We start from the raw sequence: 25188 nt of genomic DNA on the forward strand, positions 1-25188 counted from the left end.
CGCACCACGACACGCGAAGGATTCACCGGGCATGGGTGCGCCGAAGACCGACACTGCTTTTCCCTGGATCGGGTTGCTCACCCTCGCCGGCGCGATCTTCGTGTCGGTCACGAGTGAGTTCCTGCCCACCGGGTTGCTCCCCGAGATGGCGGAGGGCCTCGACGTCTCGCAGTCGCGCATCGGCCTGCTCGTCTCGGTGTTCGCCGGCACGGTCGTGCTGAGTGCCGCGCCGCTCACGAGCCTCACTCGGCGCTTGCCGCGCAAGCCCCTCATCGTCATCGTGCTCGTCGCGTTCGCGATCTCCAACTTCATCGGGGCGATCGCCCCAAGCTACGAGATCGTGCTGGCCTCACGCGTGCTCGGCGGTCTCGCGCACGGGCTGTTCTGGGCGGTCGTCGGCGCGTATCCGGGGCACCTCGTGCAGAATGGGCAGCTCGCCCGGGCGGTCGCGATCACTGCGGCGGGCGGATCGGCGGCCTTCGTGCTCGGGGTTCCGGCGGGCACCGCGCTCGGCCACCTGCTCGGCTGGCGACTCGCGTTCACGATCGTCGGTGTCGTGATCCTGCTGCTCGCCGTGCTCGTCATCCGGTTCCTGCCGCCGGTCGAGCACCGTCAACCGGTGCTGACCGGCGAGATCCCGGTTCCGCTCCGCAAGGATCCCACAGCGTTCGGTGTCGTCCTCGTCTGCACCATCACGCTCGTGATGATGATCGGGCACAACCTCTACTACACCTACATCGTCCCCTTCTTCACGACCATCAACGGGTTCCCGGATGATGCGGTCAGCCTGCTCCTGCTCGTCTACGGTCTCGCCGGTGCGGTCGGCCTGCTGCTCGTCGGACTTGTCGGTGGGCGCTTCCCGCGCCTCGGGTTGTTCTCGAGTGCCGCCTTCATCGTGGTCGCCGTGCTTGTCATGGGCCTCCTGCCGCACGCGCCGGTCGTCGTGGTCATCGCCCTCGTCGTGTGGGGTGCGGCGTTCGGCGGTGCGCCCGCGCTGTTGCAGACGCGGGTGCTGCAGTTGGCGTCGCCGCAACTGCGGGACGTCTCGGCGGCCTTCGTGACCACCTCCTTCAACATCGGGATCGGCGGCGGCGCGCTCATCGGCTCGCTCATGCTCGACGGCTGGGGCCTGCACACCCTGCCCTTCGCGGATGTCGTGATCACCCTCGGTGCGATCTTGCTCATCGCGGTCAGCGACCGGGTGATCCGCAGGAGGTTCACCACCGTGTCCTAAGCTCGAACCACGCGAGGCGGGAGGCAGCGGGTGCACGAGGGACGGTTCATCGCCGCGATCGACCAGGGCACCACCTCGAGCCGGTGCATGATCTTCGACCACGACGGCGAGGTCGTCGCGGTCGCCCAGAAAGAGCACGCCCAGCACTTCCCGAAGCCAGGCTGGGTCGAGCACGATGCATCCGAGATCTGGCGCAACGTGCAGGATGTCGTGGCCGAGTCGCTCGAGACGGCGAGTCTCGCGGCAGCCGACCTCGCCGCGATCGGCATCACCAACCAGCGCGAGACGACCGTCGTGTGGGACCGGGCCACCGGCGAGCCGGTCGCGAACGCGATCGTCTGGCAGGACACCCGCACCGACGCCATCGTCAGGCGCCTCGGCGAGGGCGACGGCGTCGACTGGTTCCGCGACCGCACCGGCCTGACACTCGCCACCTACTTCTCGGGGCCGAAGCTGGTCTGGCTGCTCGAGAACACCCCTGGGCTGCGCGAGCGCGCAGGGGCCGGCGAGGTGCTCTTCGGCACGATCGACTCGTGGCTCGTCTGGAACCTCACCGGCGGCCCGGATGGCGGCCGCCACACGACCGACGTGACGAACGCCAGCCGTACCCTGCTCATGGACCTGCGCGAGCTCGCCTGGGACGAGGACATCCTCGAACGCCTGGAGATTCCGCGGGGGATGCTGCCGGAGATCGCGTCATCCTCCGAGGTGTACGGAACGGTGGCCGGCCTGCGCGAGGGCGCACTCGAAGGAGTGCCGGTCGCCGGCGCCCTCGGCGACCAGCACGCCGCCCTGTTCGGCCAGACCGCCTTCGATGAGGGCGACCTCAAGAGCACCTACGGCACGGGCGCATTCCTGCTCCTCAATACCGGCGACACCCCGGTGGCCTCGCAGCACGGCCTGCTCTCGACACTCGCCTTCAAGCTCGGCGACGCGCCCGCGCAGTACGCGCTCGAAGGATCGATCGCGGTGAGCGGCTCGCTCGTCCAGTGGTTCCGCGACCAGCTGGGGGCGATCGACTCGGCGAGCGAGATCGAGGCCCTCGCGGCATCCGTCGACGACAACGGCGGATGCTACTTCGTCCCGGCCTTCTCCGGCCTGTTCGCGCCGCACTGGCGCAGCGACGCCCGCGGGGTCATCGCCGGGCTCACCGGCTACGTCACGAAGGCGCACATCGCGCGGGCGATCCTGGAGGCCTCCGCGTGGCAGACGCGCGAACTCATCGACGCGATGGTCGCCGACACCGGCATCGAACTGCACGAGCTGCGGGTGGACGGCGGGATGACGGAGAACTCGCTCCTGTTGCAGCTGCTCGCGGATGCCCTCGACGTCGAGGTCGTACGGCCGCACGTCGTCGAGACGACCGCTCTCGGTGCGGCGTACGCGGCCGGTCTCGCGGTCGGGTTCTGGCCGGATGTCGACGCCCTGCGCGCGAACTGGCGCGCGGATGCGACGTGGCGGCCGACCGTCGAGCCCGAGCGGCGGGAGCGCGAATACCGCCAGTGGAAGAAGGCGGTCGACCGCGCACTCGACTGGGTGGACTAGTCGGAGAGCAACGGGGTCAGCTCGGCGACGGGCTGCAGCCGGAACAGTCGCACCGTGCGCCCCGAGTCACGCTCGTAGGCGCGGTACCCGGGCCACTGCTCCTCGATGAGCTCCCAGGCGGCGTCCCGCTCGCCATCGTCGTCCGGTTCCGCGCCGATGAGGCTCGCCCGCACGGCGAGGCGACGTCCGCGGACGGTGATCACGGCATCCGGGTTCGCGAGCAGGTTCCAGGTCCAGCCCGGATGCCGGTCGCGCGCGAAGCTCGTCCCGGCGACGATCGCGCGGCCGCGGCCGTCCGGCGTGTACATGAGCTCGGTGTCGCGGGCCTCACCGGTCTTCGCGCCCGTCGTGCGCAGGGTGAGCGAGTGGACGAGCAGGCCGCTCACCTGGATGCGCCCTCCGCTCAGGCCCTTCGCGAGCAGTTCGAGGGGCGGGAGCATCCGCGGCCCGAGCCACCGGAACGCGCTCGTGCGGGTGAGCGGCGCGATGACGGCGCGCACGATCCGCACGACGGAGGAGGCCATGGCGACATTCTGGCACTCGGTCAGTGCGACCAGGGCACCCCGGGTGTGCGTTTGTAGGTGATGCCGGCCGCGTCGAGGTATGCGCCGAAGGTCCCGAGGCGCGGGGCGAACTCCTTGAAGGTGCGCTTCGCGCTCGTCGACCAGCCGATCTCCGCGATCGCGACGATGCGCGGGAACGCCATGTACTCGATCTCGGCCATGGTGTCCACCGTCTCGGTCCAGAGCGGCGCCTCCACACCGAGGATGCTTTCCGCGCCGTGCTTCGGGAAGATCGCCGCCGGATCCCAGCCGTAGGCCTCCTGAATCGTCGTCGGCGCCTGCGCCCACTTCGTGCCGAGCCTTTCACTGAGATCGTACTTCTGGTCAAGGTAGGCGACGTTCGCCGGCGCCATGATGAGTCGGCCATCGGCGTTCAGGATTCTCTGCGTGAGCACCGATGACGCGCCACGCGGTCCGGTGTAGTCCCAGTATTCGCCGACCGTTCCGGGGGGCAGCGTCGTGCCGTAACCGATGTCGTGCCAGCCGATCACCGTCTTACCGGTCGCGGCCACGATCGCGGTCACCCGGTTCACGAAGGAGATGTAGTCGGGCAGCGTCGTCGCACTCGACTCGTCGCCTCCGATGTGGATCCACGGGCCGGGGGTTAGCGCGGCGAGCTGGGTGATGACATCCGTGACAAAGGTGTAGGTGAGTTCTTTGCCGATGCACAGCGATGAGAACCCGACGCTCGTTCCGTGGTACGGGAGGCGGGTCCTCCCGTCGCAGTTGAGTTCGGCGTAGGAGGCGAGCGCGGCGTTCGTGTGCCCGGGCATGTCGATCTCGGGAACGATCGTGATGTACCGCGAGGCCGCATAGGCGACGATCTCCCGGTACTGGTCCTGCGTGTAGTACCCGCCGGCACCCCCGCCGACCTGGCTCGCGCCGCCGACCGCGGTCAGACGCGGCCAGCCGTCGATGGCGATGCGCCAGCCCTGGTCGTCGGCTAGGTGCAGATGGAGCACGTTGATCTTGAGCATCGCGATGTCGTCGATGTAGCGCTTGACGTCGTCGACGCCGAAGAAGTGGCGGGCGACATCCAGCATCGCACCGCGGTAGGCGAAGCGCGGTCGGTCGGAGATCGTTGTCGCCGCGATGCCCCATCGCGTCGTGGAGGGGGTTGCCGGTGGCAGCAGCTGGCGCAGGGTCTGGACGCCCTCGAACAGCCCGGCAGGGTCATCCGCGGCCAGCCAGATCCCGGATGTCGTGACCCGCAGGTCGTATCCACCCGGCGGGTGCCCCGGCTCGACGACGAGCACGATGTCGCCGCGGCCGGAGAGCGGCAAGGAGAACCCGGTCATCGGCCGCAGCAGGTTCACGAGGTATTCGGCGACCGGGCGCGCTTCCCCTCGTGCTTCGACGCTCGTCGTGCGGTCGAGCTGGAAGGCGCCCTCGCCGTCGACGCGATAGCCCGGTGCAGGGACGACGGTGCGCGCGAGAACGGATGCCGTGGGCGGTTCCGGTGCGACGCCGGCCGTCGTCGTGGTGTTGATGGCGCTGGCCGTCGCATTCGCACAGGCGAGGGCGATGGCGAGAACGCCGTACCATCCCATGCGGTGGATCAGTGCCACGAGTTCGTCCTCCCGCGCCGGATGCGGTTCCGACGAGACTATCGCGCTGTGCTGGTAACGCCTCTCGCCGCAGCTCCCTGACGGAAAAGGTCTACTCCTCCACAGGTTGCGACGGACTGACTTCTCCACAGATTCTCAGAATCACTGGGAATCTATCTTCTATTCTGGAAAAATATAGACATGCCAATATCCGCAGCTTCTTTCACCACCTCGCTCGAGGTGCTGACGGATGCTGCGGCCCGCGTGGGCGCGGAGGCGCCGGGTTCGCGTGCGCTCGGCGACGCCGCACTCCTGGCTGCACAGCGCGCCCTTGCCGACGTGAAGCGTCACGTCGACGCGTGCGCGGCGGTGCTGGCGGGGGAGACCGTCCGGCGCTCCTGCGCCGAGGCGGGGTTGGACGGGCTTGCTCGCAAGCAGGGTTTCCGCACCCCCGAGGCGCTCGTGCGCGGCATCACCGGGTCGACCTCGCGCGAGGCCAGCACTCTCGTGCGGGTCGGCAGCATGCTCAACGACGCCGACCTCCTGGCGCAGGCACGGGCCAACGGGGTCGATGACCCCTCGGAGGCGTTCCGGATCGCATCGAAGCCGTGGCTGGCCGTCGTGGGGGCTGCCGTCGCCTCCGGGAGTCTCAGCATTGCGGCGGCCGAGGCCCTGCGCAATGGACTCGGCGAGCCCGGCCCCGGCATCGACCGCGAGGCGCTCGCCGCGGCGGCCGCCCGCCTTATCGGGACGATCGCGAGCTGGAACTCGGCGGCTGAGACTGATGGCCCTGATACTGCAGCTGGCTCGGATGCGGCAGCCGGCGCGGATGCGGCGCCCGGCCGGGTGACCGTCGACGCGGACCGCGTGCTGCGCCTCGCACGGGATGCCCGTGACGAACTGGATGCCGCCGGCATCGCCGAGCGGGAGCGGCAGCGCCGTTCGATGCGTGCGTTCCGTCGGTGGCGTCGTCCGGACGGGATGACGCGTTACACCTGGGACCTCGACCCGGAAGGCGCCGCCCTCATCGACGACGTCTACGACAAGGTCACTTCTCCTCGGCGCGGCGGACCCCGATTCATCGCCGAGGGCGAGCGGGCACGAGCCGAGGTCATCGAGCGCGACGAGCGCACGACGGAGCAACTCGCCTCCGACAGCCTTCTCGAACTCGTCCAGCTGGCCCTCGACACCGATCCGACGACGATCGTCGGGATGAACCGCCCCGCTGTGCGCATACTCGTGGCGGCGAAAGACCTGCGGAGTGGGAGCGGCCGGGGCTGGATCGAAGGCCAGGACGCGCCGGTCTCCATCCCCACCGTCGAGCGCCACCTGTGCGCTGGTGGGAGTGAGACCATCGCCTTCGACGGCCGGATGCAGCCGGCCAACCTCGGTCGCACCGCGCGCTACTTCAACCGGGCGCAACGCCGACTGCTCTCCGCACGCGATGGCGGATGCCGGTGGCCCGGCTGCGAACGACCGCCCGAGTGGACCGAAGCACATCACGTTCGCTGGTGGGACCGCGACAACGGACCGACCGACATCGACAACGGCATTCTTCTCTGCCGACATCACCATCTGCTCCTGCACGACAATCACTGGGAGATCGAGATCGCCTCACGCGGTGGGCCATCGGGTGCGAGTGGTGGAGGCGGCGGAGGAGGTGGTGGTGGGGGTGACTACTGGCTCATCCCGCCACCGGATGTCGACCCCACTCGAACGCGCAGACCCATGCCGAGCAAGTCCCCTGCGCTCCACGACGCCCTCAGAACCCGCGAGCCAGTGCCCGCCTGACCAGTGCTCGCCTGACCGTGCCGGCCTGACCGTGCCGGCCTGACCGTGCCGGCCTGACGGACCGCTCCCTGAGGAGCACGCGAACACCAGAAATGGCCTTCGCCACTCTGCGCCGCGCGCTCCTCAGAGAACGGAATCAGGGTTCGTTGCCACCCCGCCGTCCCGTCGCAGGGAGAGTTCATCGGCGACCACCACAGCGAGCAGCACGAGGTTGCTCCCCCAGCTGACCGCGACAGGCGACAGCACCGGGTGAGTGAAGAACAGGGCGACGAGCGCCGCGAACCCCAACAGGTTGCTGAGCAACCACGGTCCGCCGGTCGCACGCCGGAACAACGCGATCCCGACCAGATACACCGCTGACCCCGCACAGACGAGCCCGACCGCCCAACTGCTGCCGACATCCGGACTCACGAGCACCGTGTGATCGGCGACCGCGGTCAGGACGATCCCCAGGACCATGGGAACCGGCACATAGGTGTAGGCGACCTGCGCGATGAGGCCACGCTCCGCGGCCTCACTGATGTACTCGCTGCCGCGCCGCTCACTGTGGCTGAAATACAGCAACCACATGAGTACAGCGCTCGCGAACGCGGCGAGGAACGCGCTCACGGTCGCCCCGTCCACCCCCAGGTCGCTGAAAGTCGAGCCCGACACGATGATGGACTCGCCGAGCGCGATGATGACGAACAAGCTCACCCGCTCGGCCATGTGCGCGCCGGACACATCCCAGCTGCTCAGCGGCGCACGGCCCATTCCGGGCACGAAGAAGCGCGCACGCGGACCCGTGTAATCGAGAAGGATCGCGGCAAGCCACAACCAGAGCTGCGCATCCGGCAGCAGTGCACCCGCAATCCAGAGAACCCCGGATGTCGCCAGCCAGATCGTGATGCGCACGAAGTTGCCGGCATGCTCGGGGCGCCGCCGCGCGAACGCGAACACGGTGAACAGGCTGCGCGCCACCTGTAGCGTCACGAAAGTCAGCGCAAACAGCAGGGCCTTGTCGCCGAACGCCTCAGGGATCGCACTGCTCATGAGCAGCCCGAGCAGCATGAGCACGACGAGCATGACCCGCACCGCGCCCTTCTCGGGGTTCAGCCAGTTCGTCACCCACGCGGTGTCGACCCACACCCACCAGATCGCGGCTCCGAGCATGAGGGTGTGGACGACACCGAGCGGGCTCTCGTCGCGGATGAGAAGGTGCGAGACCTGCGTGACGGCGAACACGAACACGAGGTCGAAGAACAACTCGATGAAGGTGACGCGGTGGGCGCCACCTCCGGTGTGCGGCCGCAACAGGTCGCCGCGGAAACCCATCATCGCCAGGCAACGCCGGATGCACGGAAATAGTTGATCCCGAGCGCGTCGAGGTGGGCGCCGAACGCGGCGAGCCGCGGTGCGAACTCCGAGAAGTCGCGGCGTCCCTGCTCAGGCTGAGGTGACCAGGCGATCTCGGCGATCGCGGCGATGCGCGGGAACGCCATCGACTCGAGGTCGGCCATGGTGACGATCGTCTCCGTCCACAGCGGCGCCTCGATCCCCAGCAACCGTGCGTCGCCGACCCCCGGGACGACCTCGGCCGGGTCCCATTCGAACGCCTCCTCGACGCTCGTCGGACCCTTCGCCCAGAGCAGCCCGAGCGGGCTCGACTCGTCGTACTTCATGTCGAGGTAGGCGACATCCGCGGGGGCCAGGACGAGCCGCCCGCCGCCGTCCACGAAGGTGCGGGCGAGTTCGGCGGCGTCGCCCTCGGGTGTCGTGAAGCTCCAGTACTCGCCGACCGAGCCCGCGGGCAGTGCGTCGCTGCGCCCCATCTCGTGCCAGCCGATCACGGTCTTGCCGGTCGCCGCGGCGATCCCGGATGCCCGCTCGATGAAGCGAAGGTAATCCGCCTCGGGCGTCGAGTGGGCCTCGTCCCCGCCGATGTGGATCCACGGGCCGGGGGTGAGCGCGGCGACCTGACCGAGGACATCCGCCACGAACTCATAGGTGCGCTCGTTGTCGATGCAGAGCGAGGAGAAGCCGACCTCGATGCCCTCGTAGAGCGCGGGTGCCTCGCCGTCGCAGGTCAACTCGGGGTAGGAGGCAAGGGCTGCGTTGGTGTGACCGGGCAGGTCGATCTCCGGCACGATCGTGATGAAGCGGCTCGCCGCGTAGGCGACGATGTTGCGGTAGTCATCCTGCGTATAGAACCCGCCGCCTCCGCCGCCGACCTGGGTCGAGCCGCCGTGCTCGGTGAGCCTCGGCCACCCGTCGATCTCCAGGCGCCAACCCTGGTCGTCGGTGAGGTGCAGGTGCAGCACGTTGAGCTTGAGGAGGGCGATGTCGTCGAGGTAGCGCTTGACGTCGTCGACGCCGAAGAAGTGGCGGGCGACATCGAGCATCGCCCCCCGGTAGGCGAAGCGCGGGTGGTCGGAGATGGTGGTCGCGGGAATCGCCCAGGCCGAGCGCCCGCTCGCCGAAACGGGAACAAGCTGACGCAGCGTCTGCACCCCGGCGAAAAGGCCGGCGGCGTCGTTCGCCGCGAGCCGGACACTCTCCGACGTGACCTCGAGGTCGTATCCGCCTTCCGGATGTCCAGGCTCGATCGCGAGTATGAGCTCGCCTTCGTCCTCGATCGGCAGGGGGAGCCCGGTCGCGGCGCGGAGCACGGAGGCGAGGTACTCGCCGACGGACCTGGCATCCGACGGCGCGACGATCGCGCTCGCCGGGCCGAGGTCGAAGGCGCCCTCACCGGCCGTCTGCGAGACAGGGGCCGGGATGACGGTGGCTGTGGTGGTGCTCACGGGTGCTCCGTTCACGTCGAGGTTCACGATAGTCGCGAGCGCGAGAGCACCGGCTGCGACTCCGATCGCGACACCCGTGATCGTGAAGAGCGCCGCTCGAGGCATCCATGCCACAGGGCCTCCTCGATCACCGGGAGCGCGAGTTTGTCAGGAGTCCTAACTAACTGATGATCCCATTCTGCCAGACGCTGCGGGCGGTGGCGAGCCCCGATGCCAGACTCGACCGGCGAAGACAGCTGGGCCGGCGAGGGCAGGGCCATCGCGTATCGGGAGAGGGCACGTGTCGGATGCCTCGGATCGCTCCGGGCTACGCTCCGGACGGCCCCGCCGCGGGCGGAGGAAGCTGCTCCTGATCGGAGCCGGCCTCGTCGGCCGCGGCTGCCGATGTGCCATCCGCAGGAGCCGTGCCATCCGCCGGAATGTCACCCGAGCTGCTCTGCTCGCCCGTCTTCGTGGCGCGGCTGAGCTGACGGAGAGTCCAGAAGCAGCCGAGGAAGCCGAACGCGATCGCGAGGATGAGGGTCAATAGGTTCGCCGGGTCGAACATCCAGCCGAAGGTGTCCTGCCAGAACTCAGGCACCCCGATGGCGACCGTCCAGGGCACCCCGTACTGTCGCTGCACCTCGGCGGCTATATCCCAGGCGAACCCGGCGACGAGGGAGAGCGCGAGCGTGACGATGGTCACCGCGACGACGACGATCACGCCGGTCCGCCCGATGCGTCGCGCGCCCAGCCGATAGAGCCAGGATGCGAGGAAGGCGATCCCCCAGGCCACGACCGAGGCGATGAAGCCGACATTCCACAGGATCAGCCAGGCGGCGATGCCGAGCGGGATGACGACGAGCGAGAACAGCAGTCCCCGCATCACCGCTTCGGGCGCGGGCTGCTGGGGTGTGCTCATGCGGCGATGCTATCCGGCGGCGCGCGCCTTCAGCAAGACTTCCTCGGATTGTGAGGACGGCGCAGGGTCGTGCCTGTCGGTGCGACCGGGTCGAGAAGGGTGAGAACGCGACCGCGGTGCGTTCCGGAATGCCCGTGGCCCAGCTTCGGGCTCTGCCCCACCGGGCCCGACCTCGCCGAGATCCATGGAGCAGTGGCGAAATCGCCCGCCCACATGTGTCTGATCTCTTTTGATCGAATAGGCGAAAAGTCAAGCAAAAACTTGCGAAGCGACCCTGCGGCACGCAAGGATCGAAGCATGACCCTGGCACGGACCTCCGAGCTCATCGAGAGCGCCCAGCGCGCCGCGATCGCGGTACCCGCGTTCAACGTCATCACGATCGAGCATGCCGAGGGCATCGTGGCGGGCGCCGAACGCGCGAATTGCGCTGTCATCCTCCAGGTGAGCGAGAACGCGGTGCGCTATCACGACGGGCGCCTGCGGCCGATCCTCGCGGCATGCAGCGAGCTCGCCGTCGCGGCCGAGATCCCGGTCGCCCTCCACCTGGACCACCTCGAGGACGAGGACCTCGTGCTCGCCGGAATCGTGCAATCCGGTGAACTCGGGGTGAGCTCCCTCATGATCGACGCCTCGCGAATGCCCTACGAGCGGAACGTCGAGGCGACGGCGTCCCTCGCGAAGCGCGCGCGAGAGGCCGGGCTCTGGGTGGAGGCCGAACTGGGCGAGATCGGCGGCAAGGACGGTGCTCACGCACCGGGTGTGCGCACCGACCCGGAGGAGGCCGCCGAGTTCGTCCGCGCGACCGGCGTCGACGGCCTCGCCGTCGCGGTGGGAAGCTCCCACGCGATGACCTCGCGCCAGGCGGAGCTCGATCTGGCCCTCATCGAGCGACTCGCGCAACGTCTCACGGTCCCGCTCGTCCTCCACGGATCCTCGGGCGTACCGGATGCCGTCCTGCGTGACGCCGTGAAAGCGGGGATTCGCAAGGTCAATATCGGCACGGCCCTCAACGTGGGCTTCACCGCGAGCGTCCGGGGCTTCCTCGCATCCGATCCGGGAGCGACGGATCCGCGCGCCTACCTCCGCCTCGGGCGGGAGGCGGTCGCCGCCGAGGTGTCCGAACTCTGTGCGGTCGTGGCCGGCTGACCGCTGCGGGCCGGGCTGGCTACCGGTCGGACTGACTGAGGGTCGGGTTGGCTACGGGTCGGACTGACTGAGGGTCGGGTTGGCTACGGGTCGGACTGACTGAGGGTCGGGTTGGCTACGGGCCGGGCCGACATAGCTAGGGCCGGCACAGCTTGGGCCAGCTCAGGACCGAACCGGCGGCTCACCCAGCCAGGCACCGCGCCTCATGACACTGGAGACGGCCAGGCCATCCAACACGACGAGATCGGCAAAACCGCCGGCGCGGATGCTTCCCACGTCCGACAGGCCGAGGGCGCGGGCCGGCGCGGTGGCCGTCGCCACGACCGCCTCGAGCAGCGAGAACCCCTGTCGTTCGACGAGCGCGCGGAACGCCGAGGCGAGCGTGATCGTGCTGCCGGCAAGGGAGCCACCGCCGGTGACCCGCGCGACACCATCGCGCACCGAGACGGCCGTCCCGGCAAGGGTGTAGTCGCCGTCCGGCTGGCCGGTGGCCGCGATCGAGTCCGAGACGGCGACCAGGCGACCCCCGAGGAGGTGAGCGGCGATGGCGACCAGCTCATCCGCAACATGGTGGCCGTCGAGGATGAGCTCCGCGAACACCCGATCGTCCAGGAGCGCGGCGCCGACCGGTCCGGGGCTCCGGTGGTGCAGAGGGGGCATCCCGTTGAAGAGGTGAGTCGCGACGGTGGCCCCGCGATCGAACGCGGCTCGGGCCGTGGCGAGGTCGCAGGAGGTGTGCCCGATCGCGGCGACGGCACCGGCCGAGACGACGGAGTCGATCGCCTCGAGACCGCCGGGCAGTTCCGGTGCGATCGTGACCATCCGAACCGCCGGCTCGGCGAGCAGCCCGCGAACCTCCTCGGCAGCCGGCGGACGCAGGAGGGACTCCTCGTGCGCCCCACGATGCGCGGGCGACAACCACGGTCCCTCGAGATGGATGCCGCCCAGTGCGCCTCCGCGCACGAGCGGGGAGAGCGCGGCGACCTGCTGCGCCAGCCGGGGAAGCGAATCCGTCGCGAGGGAGGCGAACAGCGTCGTCGTACCTCGCTCGGCATGCCAGTCGATTGCTGGCTGCATCGAGCGATCCACGGCATCCGCGAAGTGGACGCCCGCGGCCCCGTGAGCGTGGATGTCGACGAACCCGGGAATCACCGTGCCGCTGAGTCTGACCGGCGCAGGTTCGCCCGACGTGGATTCGCCCGTCGTTGGTTCGGGCGGCTTCCCCCTTCCGCAGTCGAGGATGCGCGCGCCCTCGACCCGGATCCATCCCGGGCTGAGGACGAGGCTGCCGGTGACGATGGTGTCCGCCATGATGATGGACACGGGCTCCGTGGTCATCGCAGGAGGTCGTGGGCGATGAGCCCGGCACCGACCATGGTGGAGAGGTCGCCGAACGCGGCCGCGGCGACGACGGGACGGCGCAGCACCCCGAGCCTCGCGTCGAGTCCCGCCTCGAGCGGGTCGAGCAGCAGGCGCCCGGCCGAGCCGAGTCCGCCGCCGACCACGATGATCTCCGCGCCCGTCACGCCGATCGTCCAGGCGAGGGCATCGGCCAGGGCGTCGACCGCCTCGGTCCACACCCGTACGGCGAGCGGATCGCCCTGGCGCACCTTCTCCGCCGCGTCGATCGCCGAGGTGCAGCCGGCACGGTTCGCGATCGCGGAGGCGGAGGCGAGGGACTCGACCGAGGGGCGATGCGCTTCACCGGGTCGCCCGACCGGAAGCTGACCGAGCTCTCCGGCCCAGCCGCCGGATGCGACGGGCACGCCGTCGATGACCGTCCCGATCGACACGCCCGTCCCGATGGGCAGGAACACGGAGACCGGGAATCCGCGCGCCGCGCCCAGCCGGGCCTCAGCCAGGGCGCCGGTACGGACATCCTGCCCGAAGGCGATCGGGCGGTCGACGTGCTGCTCGATGAGCGAGCGGAATGAGACATCCTGCCAGCCGAGGTTCACGGCGCTGATCACGGTGCCGGAAGGCTCGTCGACGATACCGGGGACCGCGAGGCCGATCGCGGCGATGTCGTGGTCTGCGAGGATGCGTTCGATCAGCCCGGTGACGACGGACGCGGTCTCCGAGCCGGACCGGTCGTCCTTGGGCGTCGGCATCCTGAGGACCTGCTGCGACTCGCCGGACGGGTCGATCGCCGAGCACTTGATGCTCGTCCCACCGACATCGATACCCAGCGTGAGTGGTTGGCTCATTCGGTTGTCAGGATAACCGAACGGCTCAGGTTGCGGGGGTGATCGGGGTCGAGCCCGCGCCGTTCGGCCTGGGCGACAGCGAACCGCTGCGCGATGACGAGTGCGGCCTGCGGGTCGAGGTCGAACTCGACGAAGCGCCCTCCCGTCCTCTCGACCTCGTCGCGAAGCCCCTCGGGGGATGGCCCGAGGCACCACACGAGCCGCCCCTGCTCGGCGATGGAGATCGGGCCATGCCGATAGTCCATGGCGGGGTATGCCTCGGTCCAGAGCTGGGCCGCCTCACGCGACTTCAGGGCCGCCTCGTGAGCGAGACCGACGGCGGGGCCGAGCCCCACGAATGTGACCTGGTCGGCATCCAACAGCGACTCGATGGGCTCTCCCAGGGCCGCCTCCGCCTGGACGGCGAGTTTCTCCACCTCCGCGCCCAGCAGGGCGCGAAAGAGGGAGAGCACGGTGGTGGCGAACCGGGTCTGGACCACGGACTTCTCGTCGGCGAAGGTGAGGGGAATGACCGCCCCGGCGAGCTGCGCGGCGGGCGAGTCGTCGACAGCGGTCACGAGGGTCGTCTTGTGCTTCGGGAGGCGGGAGAGGAGTTCGACGATCTCCGTGGTCGTTCCGGACCGGGAGATCGCGACGACGCGATCGTAGTCCCGGTCGAGCGGGAACTCCGAGCCGGCGAAGGCATCGGTCTCGCCGTGTCCGGCCTGCTCGCGCAGCACCGCACAGCTCATTCCGATGAACCAGGAGGTTCCGCAGCCCACGATGGCGACCCGCTCACCGCGCGAGGGGAGGGCGGGTGCGACGGCGTCGAGCAGGGCGGCCGCCGTGCGCCAGGATTCCGGCTGAGCGGCGATCTCTGCCGCGACGTATGTGTGGTTCATGAGCAGCTTTCTGTCAGTGAGAGAGTCGAACCTGCGAACACTCTTGATTGATACTAGCCAAAACGTGCAATTTCAATCAAGCCGCGCGGAGTCGACCTCGCTGTGCTTGGATGGTGCGGGCGGTGGGAAGACCGGCGCCCGGTTCGAGCGGAAAGGCTGGAGCGATGTCTCAGCAACAGAGATTGACCGCACTGCTCGAACTCGTGATCCTGCGCGGTTCGGTCTCCATCCAGGACATCGTCGACGAGTTGAAGGTGTCCGCCGCAACGGCGCGGCGCGATCTCAACAGCCTCGCCGAGCAACGCCTCGTCACGAGAACCCATGGCGGCGGGATGGCGCTCGGCTCGGGCTACGAACTGCCCCTCCAGTACAAGATCCCGCGCAACGCGGAGGCCAAGGTGGCCATCGCCGAGGCGGTCGTGGGCCTCGTGAACTTCGGTGACGTCATCGGCCTCAACGGCGGCACGACCACGAGCGAGGTGTCTCGAGTGCTCGGCAGGAGCGAGCATCTCATCGGTCCGGGCGACGAGCCCGGTGTGACGATCGTCACGAACGCCCTCAACATCGCGTTCGAGCTGTCGATCCGGCCGCAGGTCAAGATCGTCGTGACCGGCGGGGTCGCGAGGAGGCAGTCCTATGAACTCGTCGGCCCGCTCGTCGGGGACACGATCAAGGGGCTCACGCTCGACCTGGCGATTCTCGGGGTCGACGGGCTCAGCGCGGAGTTCGGCGCGACGACGATCCACGAGGGCGAGGCCGAGGTGAGCAGACAGCTCGCCGATGTCGCGAAGCGGGTGGTCGTGGTCGCGGATGCCTCGAAGCTCGGCAAGTCGACCTTCGCGAGGATCTGCCCGCTCGAGAACATCGACACCCTCGTGACGAACGCGCCGGTGGCCGACGACATGGCGCAGGCGCTCGATCGCGCCTCCGTCGAGGTTGTCGTCGCCCTTCGGGCGTAGGTCCTCTCGATTGCATTCTGGGATCGGTCTGTCTCGAAGGCTTGACAAATAGTGATCGATATGGGGCATAATCGTTCAAGATCACGCAAACAAGGATGTTGCTTCGATGAATTCGACTCACCGAGAACCGCCGCCGGGCGATGCGCTGCGGCTTGCCGTCGTCGGCATCGGGCAACGCGCGCAGATCCTCCACCACGCGACCGCGACCGGAGCTCGCGTCGTCGCCGCAGTCGATCCGACGGAAGAAGGCCGGGCGGCCGCCCTCGAACTCTTCGGGCCGGAGGTGGCGCTCTTCGAGAGTCACGAGCAGCTGGCCACCGTCGAAGGCCTCGACGCCGCCTTCGTGCTCACCCCGGACTGGACTCACGCGCGCATCACCATAGATCTGCTCGAGGCCGGCATCCCGGTCTACCTGGAGAAGCCGCTCGCCATCAGCGTCACCGAGGCGGATGAGACGCTCGCTGCCGCGAAGTCCTCCGGGACCACCCTCTATGTCGGCCACAACTTCCGGCTTTCCCCCGTCGTCCTGCTCATGCGTGAACTGATCGAGCGTGGCGAGATCGGCGAGGTCAAGGCCGTCTGGTGCCGGCACTTCGTCGGCAACGGGGGCGACTACTACTTCAAGGACTGGCACGCCGACCGGCGCAAGACCAACTCCCTCCTGCTGCAGAAGGCCAGCCACGACATCGACGTCATCCACTACCTCGCCGGCGGATACGGCAGACGGGTCGTCGGGATGGGCGGCCTCGTGCTCTACGGGTCGATCGCCGACCGGAGCGACCGGACCGGGCAGCGGATGACCGACTGGTTCTCGATGGACAACTGGCCGCCGCTGGCGAGCACCGGCCTCAACCCCGTCGTCGACGTCGAAGACCTCTCCATGCTCATGGTGGAACTCGACAACGGTGTGCAGGCGAGCTATCAGCAGTGCCACTTCACCCCCGACTACTGGCGCAACTACACCGTCATCGGAACCGAAGGCCGCCTGGAGAACTACGGCGACACCTCGGGAGGGGTCGTGAAGGTCTGGAACCGGCGTCACGAGTATGCCGAAACCGGCGACGCGGAGTATCCGATCCCCGGTGCCCACGACGGTCATGTCGACGCCGATATCGCGACGGTGCAGGAGTTCCTCGAACATCTCAGGACCGGCGCCCCGACCCGGATCTCGCCTGTCGCCGCACGCTACGCCGTGGCCGTCGGCGACCTTGCCGCGCAGTCGCTGCGCAACGGCTCCATTCCCCTCGAGGTCCCCGAACTCGACGCCGAGCTCGTGCGCTACCTCGAGCGGACCACGATCTCATCCTCTTCACCCAACCACCACCAAGGAGAAAGGCACCACCCATGAATCGCATATCCCCCCATGCCCGCCTGCGGCGCCGTGGCTGGCTCACCGGCATCGCCGCACTCGGTCTTGCAGGACTCCTCGCCGGATGCGCCGGCGGCGGAAGCCCGGCAGAACCCGACGGCGACGGCTATACACCCCCGGCCAAGGACTTCGCCGCCGAGATCACCTACGGGGTCTGGGACCAGACCCAGGTCGACGCGATCAACGCCAACATCGAGGGCTTCAACAAGGAGTACCCCAACATCAAGGTCAATGTGAACGTCACCCCGTGGGGCGACTACTGGACGAAGCTCCAGACGCAGGGATCGAGCGCGACCCTCCCCGACATCTTCTGGATGAACGGACCCAACTTCCAGCTGTACGCCTCCAACGGGATGTTCGAGCCGATCACCTCGATCGTCGACGGCGGGTACATCACGCCGGCCGACTATCCGAAGGCGCTCATCGACCTCTACACCCTGGACGGGGTGAGCTACGGTGTGCCGAAGGACTTCGACACGATCGCGGTCTGGTACAACAAGGCCCTGTTCGCGAAGGCCGGCGTCGAGGAGCCGAAGGCCGGCTGGACCTGGGACGACCTCCAGACGAAGGCCAAGGACATCTCCGACGCTCTGTCCGGTGAAGGCATCTACGGTATCGCCGCAGCCACCGACGGACAGTCCGGCTACTACGACACCATCCTGCAGGCCGGCGGCGACGTGATCTCCGCCGACGGCAAGACGACCGGATACGGAACCCCGGAGGCCGCAGCCGGCATCCAGTTCTGGACCGACCTCATCACGAGCGGCGCCTCGCCGAACATCCAGCAGTTGAGCGACACTCCTGCCCTCACCTGGTTCACCTCCGGCAAGGCCGCGATGTTCCAGGGGGGAAGCTGGCAGCGCACCGCCATGGTGCAGTCCGACATCAAGGACGACGTCCAGGTCGTCGAACTGCCGGCCGGCGAGCGGCAGGCCACCGTCATCCACGGTGTCGCGAACGTCGTCTCGGCCAAGAGCGCCAACAAGCAGGCGGCCCAGGCGCTGCAGGTATACCTCGCGAGCGAGGCCGCGCAGCAGCAGCAGGGCGAGATGGGTGCGGTCATCCCCGCGTTCAACGGAGCCCAGCAGGCGTTCGTCGATTCGATCCCGCAGTACGACCTGCAGGTGTTCCTCGACGCGATCGCCTACTCCTTCCCGTACCCGGTCTCGAAGAACACCTCGGCGTGGGCCGGGTTGGAGGCGGAGATCCTCCTCCCCGCCTTCAACGGCGATGTTCCGGTCGATCAGGCCAACGCGGACCTCGCGACCAAGGTGCAAGCGGCCCTGGACGCCGAGTGACCTTGTCCCTCCGCACCGTACGGACGCCGGTGGTCAGCACTCCTGACCGCCGGCGTTCGGCGGGCCCGTCCAGGACCGACGGGTGGTGGCCCTGGGCGTTCGTCGCCCCCCTCTTCCTCGGCGTCTGCGTCTTCTACCTCTGGCCCATCGCACAGACGGTCTACTTCTCGTTCACGAAGTTCGGGGTCTTCGGAGGGCAGACCTGGATCGGGGCGGACAACTGGGTCCGGCTGATCCAGGACCCCGACTTCTACCGCGCCATCCTGAACACCCTCATCTATTCGGGGATCGTGTTGCTCGGCATCCCGGTGGCGGTGTTCCTCGCGAGCCTCATCAACCGGCCTGGCCTGAAGTTCGCCTCCCTCTATCGCGTGCTGTTCTTCCTGCCCTACATCGCCATGCCGGTCGCCATCTCCCTCGTCTGGCGGATGATGTTCAACGGCGACTTCGGCATCATCAACTACGTGCTCTCCCTCGTCGGCATCGACGGGCCGCATTGGCTCTCGACCCCGGGTCTCGCCCTCATATCCGTCTCCCTCGTCGGGTTCTGGGGCTCGTTCGGGCTGGCCATCCTCATCCTCGGCGCCGGGCTCAAGAACATCCCGACCGAGCTCTACGAGGCCGCGGAACTCGACGGCGCGACCCCCTGGCGGCGCTTCCGTTCCGTCACGGTGCCGCTGCTGTCGCCGAGCGTCTTCTTCGTCACGATCATCACCATCATCGGCAGCTTCCAGCTGTTCGATGCGCTCTACGCCATGCTCGGGCCGAACAATCCGGTCATGCCGGCGACCCAGTCGCTCGTCTTCTACTTCTACGAGACCGGATTCATCAGGAACGACAAGGGTTTCGCCGCGACGATCGCGCTCGCCATCCTGGTCATCATCGGGATCGTCACCTTCCTCCAGTTCCGGCTCCAGAAGAGGTGGGTGAACTATGACTAGTCCCACGCTCCGGATGCCTGGCGCGCAACGATCGCCCGGGCGCGGTTCCGAGGCGAAACGCTACGGTTCCCACCTGTTCGCCCACATCGTCCTCGTTCTGGGCGGGCTCGCGATGGCGCTGCCGTTCCTCTGGCAGCTCATCATGTCGCTCTCCTCGAATGCCGAGGTCACGAGCGTGCCGCCGACGTTCATCCCTCGCGAGCTGCGCTTCGACAACTACCTCGCGGTGTTCGATGTCATGCCGTTCTTCTCGCAGCTGGGCGTCTCGATCTGGATCACCGTCATCCGGGTGGTCGTGCAGATCGTCCTGTGCACCTTCGCCGGCTACGCCTTCGCGCGCATGAGATTCCGGGGCAGAGGGCTCATGCTCGCGCTCGTGCTCGCGATCCTCATGGTCCCCTCGCAGGTGTACCTGCTGTCGCAGTACCAGATCGTGCAGAACCTCGGCCTGCTCGACACCGTGGCGGGCATCGTCGCACCCGGCCTGTTCAGCGCCTTCGGGACATTCCTCATGAGGCAGTTCTTCATGGGCCTCCCGGCCGAGCTCGAGGAGGCGGCGCGGCTCGACGGGGCGAACCCCTTCCAGATCTTCTGGAAGATCATGCTCCCGCTCACCGGTCCCGCCGTGAGCGCGCTCGCCATCCTCGTCGTCCTGTTCTCCTGGAACGAGCTGCTCTGGCCGCTCGTCGTCTCCACGAGGTCGGATGCCGCACCGCTCTCGGTCGGTCTCGCCTCGCTCGCCGGCGTGCCGACGGTGAACTACCCGGTGCTCATGGCGGCAAGCGTGCTCACGATGGCGCCGATCCTCATCCTGTTCATCGTGCTGCAGCGCCGGGTCATCGAGGGTCTCGCCTTCACCGGGATCAAGTGAGGCAACCGTGATCACGGTTGTCGCGTTGAGTCCGTCTGTCGACGTCACCTACGTCGTCGACGAGTTCGTGCTCGGCGAGGTCCATCGGCCGAGGTCGGTCCATCGCGAGGCGGGGGGAAAGTCCCTCAACGCTGCGCGGGCCGCCGCGGCCCTCGGCGCGCGCGTGAGTGCTGTCGCCGCACTGTCCGGGGCGACCGGAGAGTTCGTGGCGCAACGGCTCGCGGATGCCGGCGTCGAGTTGAGCCGGGTCGGCGGCGGTCTGGAGACCCGCACCTGCGTGTCGATCGCATCCGCCACCGAGGCTCGTATGACCGAGCTCTATGAGCGTGCGACCCCCTTGAGTGACGCCGAGTGGCAGTCGATCCTCAACGTCACCCGAGACCTCCTCCCTCAGCGGCCAGGCTGGCTCGCGGTTGCCGGGAGCGTGCCCTCCGGCCTCGACGATGGAGTGCTCGCCCGTCTGGTCGAACTGGGTGTGGATGCCGGCCTCTCGGTCGCGATCGACTCCCACGGTCCGGCGCTCGGTCCGGCTGTGGATGCAGGGGCGGCCCTCGTGAAGGTCAACCGTGCGGAGGCGGCCAGCCTCCTCGGCCGCGACGACGAGAGCGACATCCTCGAGTTCGCTGAGGCGATCCACGAGCGCAGCCGCGGCATCGTCGTCGTGACCGATGGGGTCGCGGGGTCGGCCGCGACGAACGGGCAGGCGCGATGGAGGGTATCGCCGAGCGAGGCCGTTGGAGCCTTCTCCGTGGGGAGCGGCGACTCGTTTCTCGGTGGGATGCTGTCCGCTCTCGACGACGGGGCCGATCTGGCCGGTGCCCTTCGGCTGGGGGCAGGATGCGCGACCGCGAATGCGCTCGAGCCGGGCGCCGCCCGCTTCGACCCGGAGCGCGCCAGGTCCATTGCGGCGGAACTGACCGTCGAGCAAGTGCGGTAGGGGGGTCTCGACGGGCTCGACCCAGTGAAGCGCCCCGATGCGCATCGTGGTCCTGACATCGGCACCGGCACCGACATCGGCACCGGCGTCAGGAGAACAGGTTCTCGAACAACTCCGTCAGCGACGGTTGGGCCGCGGTCCCTCCCGCGGACCTGGTGGAGAGAGTCCCGGCCACCACCGCCCAGTGCAGGCGAGCCTCCTCCTCGACCACCCCGTGCGCGACGGCGGCCAGATAACCGGCGTTGAAGCTGTCGCCCGCACCGGTCGTGTCGACGGCGTCTGCGCTGGGGGCGGGGCGGTGGTGGATCCCGGATGCCGTGACCGACCAGCCGCCCTCGGCGCCGGCCTTCACCACGACGGCAGGTCCCAGTTCGGCGAGGGCCAGCGCTGCGTCCTCGTCGCTCTCCCGGCGACCGACGACCGTCGAGCAGATTGCGCGCAACTCCTCGAGGTTGGGCAGCACGAGGTCCACGAGCGGGAGCACTGCCCCGAGCCCGGTCCAGCGGGTGGCCGGATCCCAGTTCGTGTCGATGCTGCTGGTGATTCCGGCCGCCCGCAGCTGGGAGAGCAGCGCCGGCAGCTCGGCGGCGAGCCGCGGCAGGAGGAAGTACGAGGAGAAGTGGACGTGATCCGGAGCGAAGCGGTGCAGAGCCGTACGCACTTCGGTCGGACCGATCAGCGAGACCGAGCCCGGCCGCGTCAGGATGGCGCGGTCCTCGAGTGTGGACAGGATGACGGAGACTCCCGTCGGAACGCCCGACGCTGTCGCGAGGGCCGCCGTCTCCACCCCGTTGGCCTGCAGGGCGTTGCGGGTGAACAGCCCGAAGTCGTCGTCGCCGACGACGGCGACCAGACCGGTGGGCACGCCCAGTCTCGCCAGGCCGTTCGCCGTGATGCCGGCGCTGCCGCCAGGGGCGAGCGCCGCATCCTCGAGCAATTGCTCTGCCTGGCCGAACCGCGGGACGATGTCGCCGCGGAGCACCAGGTCGACGTTGGCGTCGCCGACCACGAGCACCGAGCCGGTCATCCCTTCAGCCCGCTGAAGGTCATGGTCGCGATGAACTGTCGCTGGGCGGCCAGGAAGAAGAGGATGAGCGGCAGCGTCGCCACGACATTGCCTGCCATGAGCAGAGACCATTCGGTGCGGCGAACTCCCTGGAAGTTCGCGAGGCCCAGCTGCAGGGTGAAGGCGCCCTCGTCGTTGATGGCGATGAGCGGCCAGACCAGGTCGTTCCACGACCCGAGCAGGGTGAAGATGGCCAGCGTGGCCAGGGCCGGCTTGGCCAGCGGAAGCACGATCCGGAAGAATATCTGCCAGCGGTTGCAGCCGTCGAGCATGCCGGACTCCTCCAACTCGAGCGGGAGGGAGACGAAGAACTGCCGCATCAGGAAGATGCCGAAGGCGGAGGCGAGCCAGGGCACGATCGCCGCGCCGAGAGTGTCGATCAGCCCGAGCCGCGCGAAGAGGACATAGGTCGGGATCATGAGCAGTTGCGTCGGGATCATGATGGTCGCCAGGATCGCGAAGAAGCCGAAGCTCTTGCCGCGGAAAGTGAGCCGGGCGAAGCCGTAGCCGGCGAGCGAGCAGAGCACCAGATGCGAGACGATCGCCGTGCTCGAGACGATCACGGTGTTCAGCAGCCAGAGGAGCACGTCGGATTCGTTGAACAGCTTGATGAAGCCGTCCAGGCTGAGGTGCGAGGGTACGAACGGCGGCGGGTAGGTGGCCAGTTCCTTCTCCGGCGAGACCGAGGCGAGGAACATCTGCACGAACGGCAGCAGGAACAGCAGTGCGACCGGGAACAGGAACAGGTGCCATCCGCTCGGGCGCTTCCATTTGCGCCGCGGTCTGGTGGGCTTGACGATCGTCATCAGAACGCACCGACATTCCTGCGCCGGGAGTAGAGGACGACACCGATCGTGATCAGCAGGGTGACGGCGAACAGCCCGTAGGCGACGGCGGATCCGTAGCCGAACTGCAGGCTCGTGAACGCCTTCTCCCAGAGGTAGTAGACGACGGTCTTCGTGGCGTCGAGCGGGCCGCCTCGCGTCGTCGTGTAGACGAGGTCGAACAGCTGGATCGCGAGGATCGTCTGCCAGATCGCGATGAACACGGTGACCGGCGAGAGCTGCGGCCAGGTGACATGCCAGAACCCCTGCCAACGGTTGGCCCCGTCGATGCGGGCCGCCTCGAGGAGTTCGGCGGGGACGTCCTGCAGTGCGGCCAGATAGATCACCGTGGTGAAGGCCGCCTGTCCCCATAGCGACATGATGGCGATCACCACCATGGCCTGCCCCGGATCCTCGAGCCAGCCCTGCTGAGGCAGGTTCAGCACCCGGAGCACATTGTTGACCAGACCGAACTGCGGGCTGAACAGGTACGTCGAGAGGATGCCGGTGGCGGCGGCGGAGGCGACGAACGGGACGAAGATCGCGGTGCGATAGAAGCCGATGAACCGGATGCGGCGATTGAGCGCAACCGCGAGGAACACCCCCAGCAGGAGCGAGACGGGAACGAAGATCACGGTGTAGAACCCGGTGTGGATCACGGCGTCCAGCAGGTCCTGGTCGCTGAGCATCTCCGAGTAGTTGCGACCGCCGATGAACGTGGGCTCGCTGAAGCCGTCCCACTTCTGCAGCGAGAGCAGGAAGGCCCAGCCCGCGGGGAAGATGGAGAGGCCGAGGATGATGACCATCGCCGGCCCGACGAACAACCAGCCTCCGATCGATTGCACGAAGGAGCGGCGGCGGGCGCCGGAGCGATCCCGGGAGGGCGCCGGCATGGCACGCTCCCGGGATCCGTCTCCGCTCATCGGCATCGACCGTGGCATTCCGGCCTTGTCAGCTGTCACCCAGGGCCTTGTCCGCCTCTTCCGCTGCGCTCTTCAACGCGTCGGCGGGGTCGCCTTTGCCCTGCAGGACCTCGGAGATGGCTTTGCCGATCGCCTCGGAGAGTCCGACATAGCCGGGCACGGTCGGGCGAGCCTGCTTGGCGTTTTCCGCGTTCGCGGCCATGATCTCGTAGCCGGGGCTGGCTGCTGCGCGCTCCTGGTACGCCTTGGAGCCGACCGAGGACGAACGCAGGGGCAGGTTGCCGAGCGCGATGCTGAAGCGCTCATCCTGTGCTGCGGAGGTCAGCCATTCGGCGAAGGTGTATGCCCAGTACGCGCGGTTCGGATCCTTGTGGTCGAAGAGCGCCCAGAGGTCCGGGCCGGAGACCGTCTGGTGGTCGCCGTTCGTGCCGGGCAGGACCGTGACCCCGTAATCCGTTCCCGCCGTCTGCAGGCCGTAGAGCTCCCAGGGGCCGGAGGTCATCATGCCGATGCGATTGCCCTGGAACAGCGGGCCGATCTTGGTGTCGGTCTGGTCGAGGTAGACGCTCTTGTCCGTGACGGCCATGTCGCGCAGGAAGGTGAGCGCCTTGACGCCGGCATCGGAGTCGAACTCGGCCTTCGTGCCGTCGTCCGAGAGGATGGCGCCGCCGTTCTGCCAGAGGTGCGGCCAGAACTGCCAGGTGGTGGCCTCGGACCCGGAGACGGAGTAGGCGTAGCCATAGGTCTCGGTCGACGCGTCGGTGAGCTTCGCGGCTGCTGCGCGGAAGTCGTCCCAACTCCAGTTCTCGTTGGGGTAGTCGACTCCGGCCGCATCGAAGACGGTCTTGTTGTAGATCAGCGAGAGGTTGTCGACGACCGCGGGGAAGCCGATGATCTTCTCTCCGGTCGGCTGCACGGTGGCGCGGGCGGATCCGGCGAACTCGTCCCACGCGACGTCGGGATCCTTCACCTGCTCCCGGATGTCCAGGGTGCGTCCGGAACGCTCGAGTTGACTGGCCCAGGATCCGAAGGCATAGGACATGTCGGGATATTTGCCGCTTGCGAAGCCGGCCGACAGTTTCTGCAGAAGCTCAGGGGTGGAGGATGCGCCGGCCGACAGCTTGAGGGTGACGTTCTTGTGGTCCGCCATGAACTCCTGGGCCAGCGACTCCAGGATCTTGTGGGCCTCGCCCGACTGCCCGGTCCACACCGTGACGGTCACGTCGGCATCCTTGTCCAGGCCCGTTGCCGCCTGCTGCGGCGTGCAGGCGGCCAGCGCCGCGACGAGGGCGGCGGTCGCGAGCATTGCGCAGGTGGACCGCAATGCGCGCCGGCCGCGGCGATGATTCTGTTGGTTCATCGGTGAACTCCTTTGGTCTCAACATGGTGCAGGACACGTGCG

22 protein-coding genes are annotated in these 25188 nt (G+C 68.2%); 10 read left to right on the top strand and 12 right to left on the bottom strand.

Annotated features, from left to right (window positions below):
- Window positions 1-31: 31 nt before the first annotated feature.
- A complete protein-coding gene (locus ABD678_RS03530; RefSeq protein WP_344753768.1) occupies window positions 32-1234 on the top strand; it encodes an MFS transporter in 1203 nt (400 codons plus the stop codon).
- A 30-nt stretch (window positions 1235-1264) separates the two neighbouring features.
- Window positions 1265-2779, top strand: a complete 1515-nt coding sequence (glpK, locus tag ABD678_RS03535; protein WP_344753770.1) for a glycerol kinase GlpK — start codon at window positions 1265-1267, stop codon at window positions 2777-2779.
- On the opposite strand, the gene ABD678_RS03540 is transcribed toward glpK, so the two are convergent.
- The gene (locus ABD678_RS03540; protein WP_344753772.1) at window positions 2776-3303 is read right to left on the bottom strand and encodes a nitroreductase family deazaflavin-dependent oxidoreductase; all 528 of its coding nucleotides are present in this window, start codon (window positions 3301-3303) and stop codon (window positions 2776-2778) included. The two genes, glpK and ABD678_RS03540, sit on opposite strands and share 4 nt — an antisense overlap.
- Window positions 3304-3323: 20 nt before the next feature.
- Complete coding sequence (locus ABD678_RS03545) at window positions 3324-4910, bottom strand: beta-N-acetylhexosaminidase (RefSeq protein WP_344753774.1); 1587 nt, start codon at window positions 4908-4910, stop codon at window positions 3324-3326.
- 180 nt (window positions 4911-5090) lie between these two features.
- On the opposite strand from ABD678_RS03545, the gene ABD678_RS03550 reads away from it, so the two are divergent.
- Window positions 5091-6680 (top strand): HNH endonuclease signature motif containing protein, encoded by a 1590-nt coding sequence (locus tag ABD678_RS03550; protein ID WP_344753776.1) that lies wholly within the window; start codon window positions 5091-5093, stop codon window positions 6678-6680.
- Window positions 6681-6803: 123 nt separating this feature from the next.
- Here ABD678_RS03550 and ABD678_RS03555 read toward each other — a convergent pair whose 3' ends face one another.
- The 3 genes from ABD678_RS03555 to ABD678_RS03565 form a co-directional block, all read right to left on the bottom strand.
- Window positions 6804-7994 carry a low temperature requirement protein A gene (locus tag ABD678_RS03555; RefSeq protein ID WP_344753778.1) on the bottom strand — a complete coding sequence of 397 codons (1191 nt, stop codon included), beginning with the start codon at window positions 7992-7994 and terminating at the stop codon, window positions 6804-6806.
- Entirely contained in the window at window positions 7994-9568 is a 1575-nt protein-coding gene (locus ABD678_RS03560; protein WP_344754356.1) for a beta-N-acetylhexosaminidase, read from the bottom strand. Before ABD678_RS03560 ends, ABD678_RS03555 begins: the two co-directional genes overlap by 1 nt.
- A gap of 202 nt (window positions 9569-9770) precedes the next feature.
- Window positions 9771-10364 carry a hypothetical protein gene (locus ABD678_RS03565; protein WP_344753780.1) on the bottom strand — a complete coding sequence of 198 codons (594 nt, stop codon included), beginning with the start codon at window positions 10362-10364 and terminating at the stop codon, window positions 9771-9773.
- A gap of 297 nt (window positions 10365-10661) precedes the next feature.
- Here ABD678_RS03565 and ABD678_RS03570 point away from each other — a divergent pair, with 297 nt between their 5' ends.
- A complete protein-coding gene (locus ABD678_RS03570; protein ID WP_344753782.1) occupies window positions 10662-11510 on the top strand; it encodes a class II fructose-bisphosphate aldolase in 849 nt (282 codons plus the stop codon).
- A 162-nt stretch (window positions 11511-11672) separates the two neighbouring features.
- Here ABD678_RS03570 and nagA read toward each other — a convergent pair whose 3' ends face one another.
- The 3 genes from nagA to ABD678_RS03585 are packed head-to-tail and all read right to left on the bottom strand — an operon-like array spanning window position 11673 to window position 14598.
- On the bottom strand, window positions 11673-12848 hold the full coding sequence (gene nagA / locus ABD678_RS03575; protein WP_344753784.1) for an N-acetylglucosamine-6-phosphate deacetylase: 1176 nt from the start codon (window positions 12846-12848) through the stop codon (window positions 11673-11675).
- Window positions 12845-13717, bottom strand: coding sequence for an ROK family protein (locus ABD678_RS03580; RefSeq protein WP_344753786.1), 873 nt, complete (start codon window positions 13715-13717; stop codon window positions 12845-12847). The genes nagA and ABD678_RS03580 overlap by 4 nt, the downstream gene beginning before the upstream one ends.
- The gene (locus ABD678_RS03585; protein WP_344753788.1) at window positions 13714-14598 is read right to left on the bottom strand and encodes an SIS domain-containing protein; all 885 of its coding nucleotides are present in this window, start codon (window positions 14596-14598) and stop codon (window positions 13714-13716) included. The genes ABD678_RS03580 and ABD678_RS03585 overlap by 4 nt, the downstream gene beginning before the upstream one ends.
- Window positions 14599-14762: 164 nt before the next feature.
- Between ABD678_RS03585 and ABD678_RS03590 the strand changes: the two genes are divergently transcribed.
- The 6 genes from ABD678_RS03590 to ABD678_RS03615 all read left to right on the top strand — a co-directional run bounded on the left by ABD678_RS03590 (window position 14763) and on the right by ABD678_RS03615 (window position 20973).
- On the top strand, window positions 14763-15557 hold the full coding sequence (locus ABD678_RS03590) for a DeoR/GlpR family DNA-binding transcription regulator (RefSeq protein WP_344753790.1): 795 nt from the start codon (window positions 14763-14765) through the stop codon (window positions 15555-15557).
- A gap of 106 nt (window positions 15558-15663) precedes the next feature.
- A complete protein-coding gene (locus ABD678_RS03595; RefSeq protein WP_344753792.1) occupies window positions 15664-16905 on the top strand; it encodes a Gfo/Idh/MocA family protein in 1242 nt (413 codons plus the stop codon).
- Window positions 16902-18224 carry an ABC transporter substrate-binding protein gene (locus ABD678_RS03600; protein ID WP_344753794.1) on the top strand — a complete coding sequence of 441 codons (1323 nt, stop codon included), beginning with the start codon at window positions 16902-16904 and terminating at the stop codon, window positions 18222-18224. Before ABD678_RS03595 ends, ABD678_RS03600 begins: the two co-directional genes overlap by 4 nt.
- Before the next feature lie 29 nt (window positions 18225-18253).
- Window positions 18254-19165: a carbohydrate ABC transporter permease gene (locus ABD678_RS03605; protein ID WP_344753796.1), complete on the top strand. Its 912-nt coding sequence runs from the start codon at window positions 18254-18256 to the stop codon at window positions 19163-19165.
- Entirely contained in the window at window positions 19158-20036 is an 879-nt protein-coding gene (locus ABD678_RS03610) for a carbohydrate ABC transporter permease (protein ID WP_344753798.1), read from the top strand. Before ABD678_RS03605 ends, ABD678_RS03610 begins: the two co-directional genes overlap by 8 nt.
- Before the next feature lie 7 nt (window positions 20037-20043).
- Window positions 20044-20973: a 1-phosphofructokinase family hexose kinase gene (locus ABD678_RS03615; RefSeq protein WP_344753799.1), complete on the top strand. Its 930-nt coding sequence runs from the start codon at window positions 20044-20046 to the stop codon at window positions 20971-20973.
- 88 nt (window positions 20974-21061) lie between these two features.
- On the opposite strand, the gene ABD678_RS03620 is transcribed toward ABD678_RS03615, so the two are convergent.
- The 4 genes from ABD678_RS03620 to ABD678_RS03635 are packed head-to-tail and all read right to left on the bottom strand — an operon-like array spanning window position 21062 to window position 25146.
- Window positions 21062-22000, bottom strand: a complete 939-nt coding sequence (locus ABD678_RS03620) for a carbohydrate kinase family protein (protein WP_344753801.1) — start codon at window positions 21998-22000, stop codon at window positions 21062-21064.
- Window positions 21997-22845, bottom strand: a complete 849-nt coding sequence (locus ABD678_RS03625; protein WP_344753803.1) for a carbohydrate ABC transporter permease — start codon at window positions 22843-22845, stop codon at window positions 21997-21999. Before ABD678_RS03625 ends, ABD678_RS03620 begins: the two co-directional genes overlap by 4 nt.
- Window positions 22845-23756: a carbohydrate ABC transporter permease gene (locus ABD678_RS03630; protein ID WP_344753805.1), complete on the bottom strand. Its 912-nt coding sequence runs from the start codon at window positions 23754-23756 to the stop codon at window positions 22845-22847. The genes ABD678_RS03625 and ABD678_RS03630 overlap by 1 nt, the downstream gene beginning before the upstream one ends.
- Window positions 23757-23814: 58 nt before the next feature.
- Window positions 23815-25146 (bottom strand): ABC transporter substrate-binding protein, encoded by a 1332-nt coding sequence (locus ABD678_RS03635; protein WP_344753807.1) that lies wholly within the window; start codon window positions 25144-25146, stop codon window positions 23815-23817.
- Window positions 25147-25188: the final 42 nt, after the last annotated feature.

The organism is Leifsonella bigeumensis, from assembly GCF_039537265.1.
GTDB lineage: Bacteria > Actinomycetota > Actinomycetes > Actinomycetales > Microbacteriaceae > Terrimesophilobacter > Terrimesophilobacter bigeumensis.

Bases quoted from the DNA above. Each gene is read 5' to 3' on its own strand.
- ABD678_RS03530 (WP_344753768.1), top strand. From the start codon at position 32: ATGGGTGCGCCGAAGACCGACACTGCTTTTCCCTGGATCGGGTTGCTC.
- ABD678_RS03540 (WP_344753772.1), bottom strand. From the start codon at position 3,303: ATGGCCTCCTCCGTCGTGCGGATCGTGCGCGCCGTCATCGCGCCGCTC.
- ABD678_RS03550 (WP_344753776.1), top strand. From the start codon at position 5,091: ATGCCAATATCCGCAGCTTCTTTCACCACCTCGCTCGAGGTGCTGACG.
- ABD678_RS03555 (WP_344753778.1), bottom strand. From the start codon at position 7,994: ATGGGTTTCCGCGGCGACCTGTTGCGGCCGCACACCGGAGGTGGCGCC.
- ABD678_RS03560 (WP_344754356.1), bottom strand. From the start codon at position 9,568: ATGCCTCGAGCGGCGCTCTTCACGATCACGGGTGTCGCGATCGGAGTC.
- ABD678_RS03565 (WP_344753780.1), bottom strand. From the start codon at position 10,364: ATGAGCACACCCCAGCAGCCCGCGCCCGAAGCGGTGATGCGGGGACTG.
- ABD678_RS03570 (WP_344753782.1), top strand. From the start codon at position 10,662: ATGACCCTGGCACGGACCTCCGAGCTCATCGAGAGCGCCCAGCGCGCC.
- nagA (WP_344753784.1), bottom strand. From the start codon at position 12,848: ATGACCACGGAGCCCGTGTCCATCATCATGGCGGACACCATCGTCACC.
- ABD678_RS03580 (WP_344753786.1), bottom strand. From the start codon at position 13,717: ATGAGCCAACCACTCACGCTGGGTATCGATGTCGGTGGGACGAGCATC.
- ABD678_RS03585 (WP_344753788.1), bottom strand. From the start codon at position 14,598: ATGAACCACACATACGTCGCGGCAGAGATCGCCGCTCAGCCGGAATCC.
- ABD678_RS03590 (WP_344753790.1), top strand. From the start codon at position 14,763: ATGTCTCAGCAACAGAGATTGACCGCACTGCTCGAACTCGTGATCCTG.
- ABD678_RS03595 (WP_344753792.1), top strand. From the start codon at position 15,664: ATGAATTCGACTCACCGAGAACCGCCGCCGGGCGATGCGCTGCGGCTT.
- ABD678_RS03600 (WP_344753794.1), top strand. From the start codon at position 16,902: ATGAATCGCATATCCCCCCATGCCCGCCTGCGGCGCCGTGGCTGGCTC.
- ABD678_RS03610 (WP_344753798.1), top strand. From the start codon at position 19,158: ATGACTAGTCCCACGCTCCGGATGCCTGGCGCGCAACGATCGCCCGGG.
- ABD678_RS03620 (WP_344753801.1), bottom strand. From the start codon at position 22,000: ATGACCGGCTCGGTGCTCGTGGTCGGCGACGCCAACGTCGACCTGGTG.
- ABD678_RS03625 (WP_344753803.1), bottom strand. From the start codon at position 22,845: ATGACGATCGTCAAGCCCACCAGACCGCGGCGCAAATGGAAGCGCCCG.
- ABD678_RS03630 (WP_344753805.1), bottom strand. From the start codon at position 23,756: ATGCCGGCGCCCTCCCGGGATCGCTCCGGCGCCCGCCGCCGCTCCTTC.
- ABD678_RS03635 (WP_344753807.1), bottom strand. From the start codon at position 25,146: ATGAACCAACAGAATCATCGCCGCGGCCGGCGCGCATTGCGGTCCACC.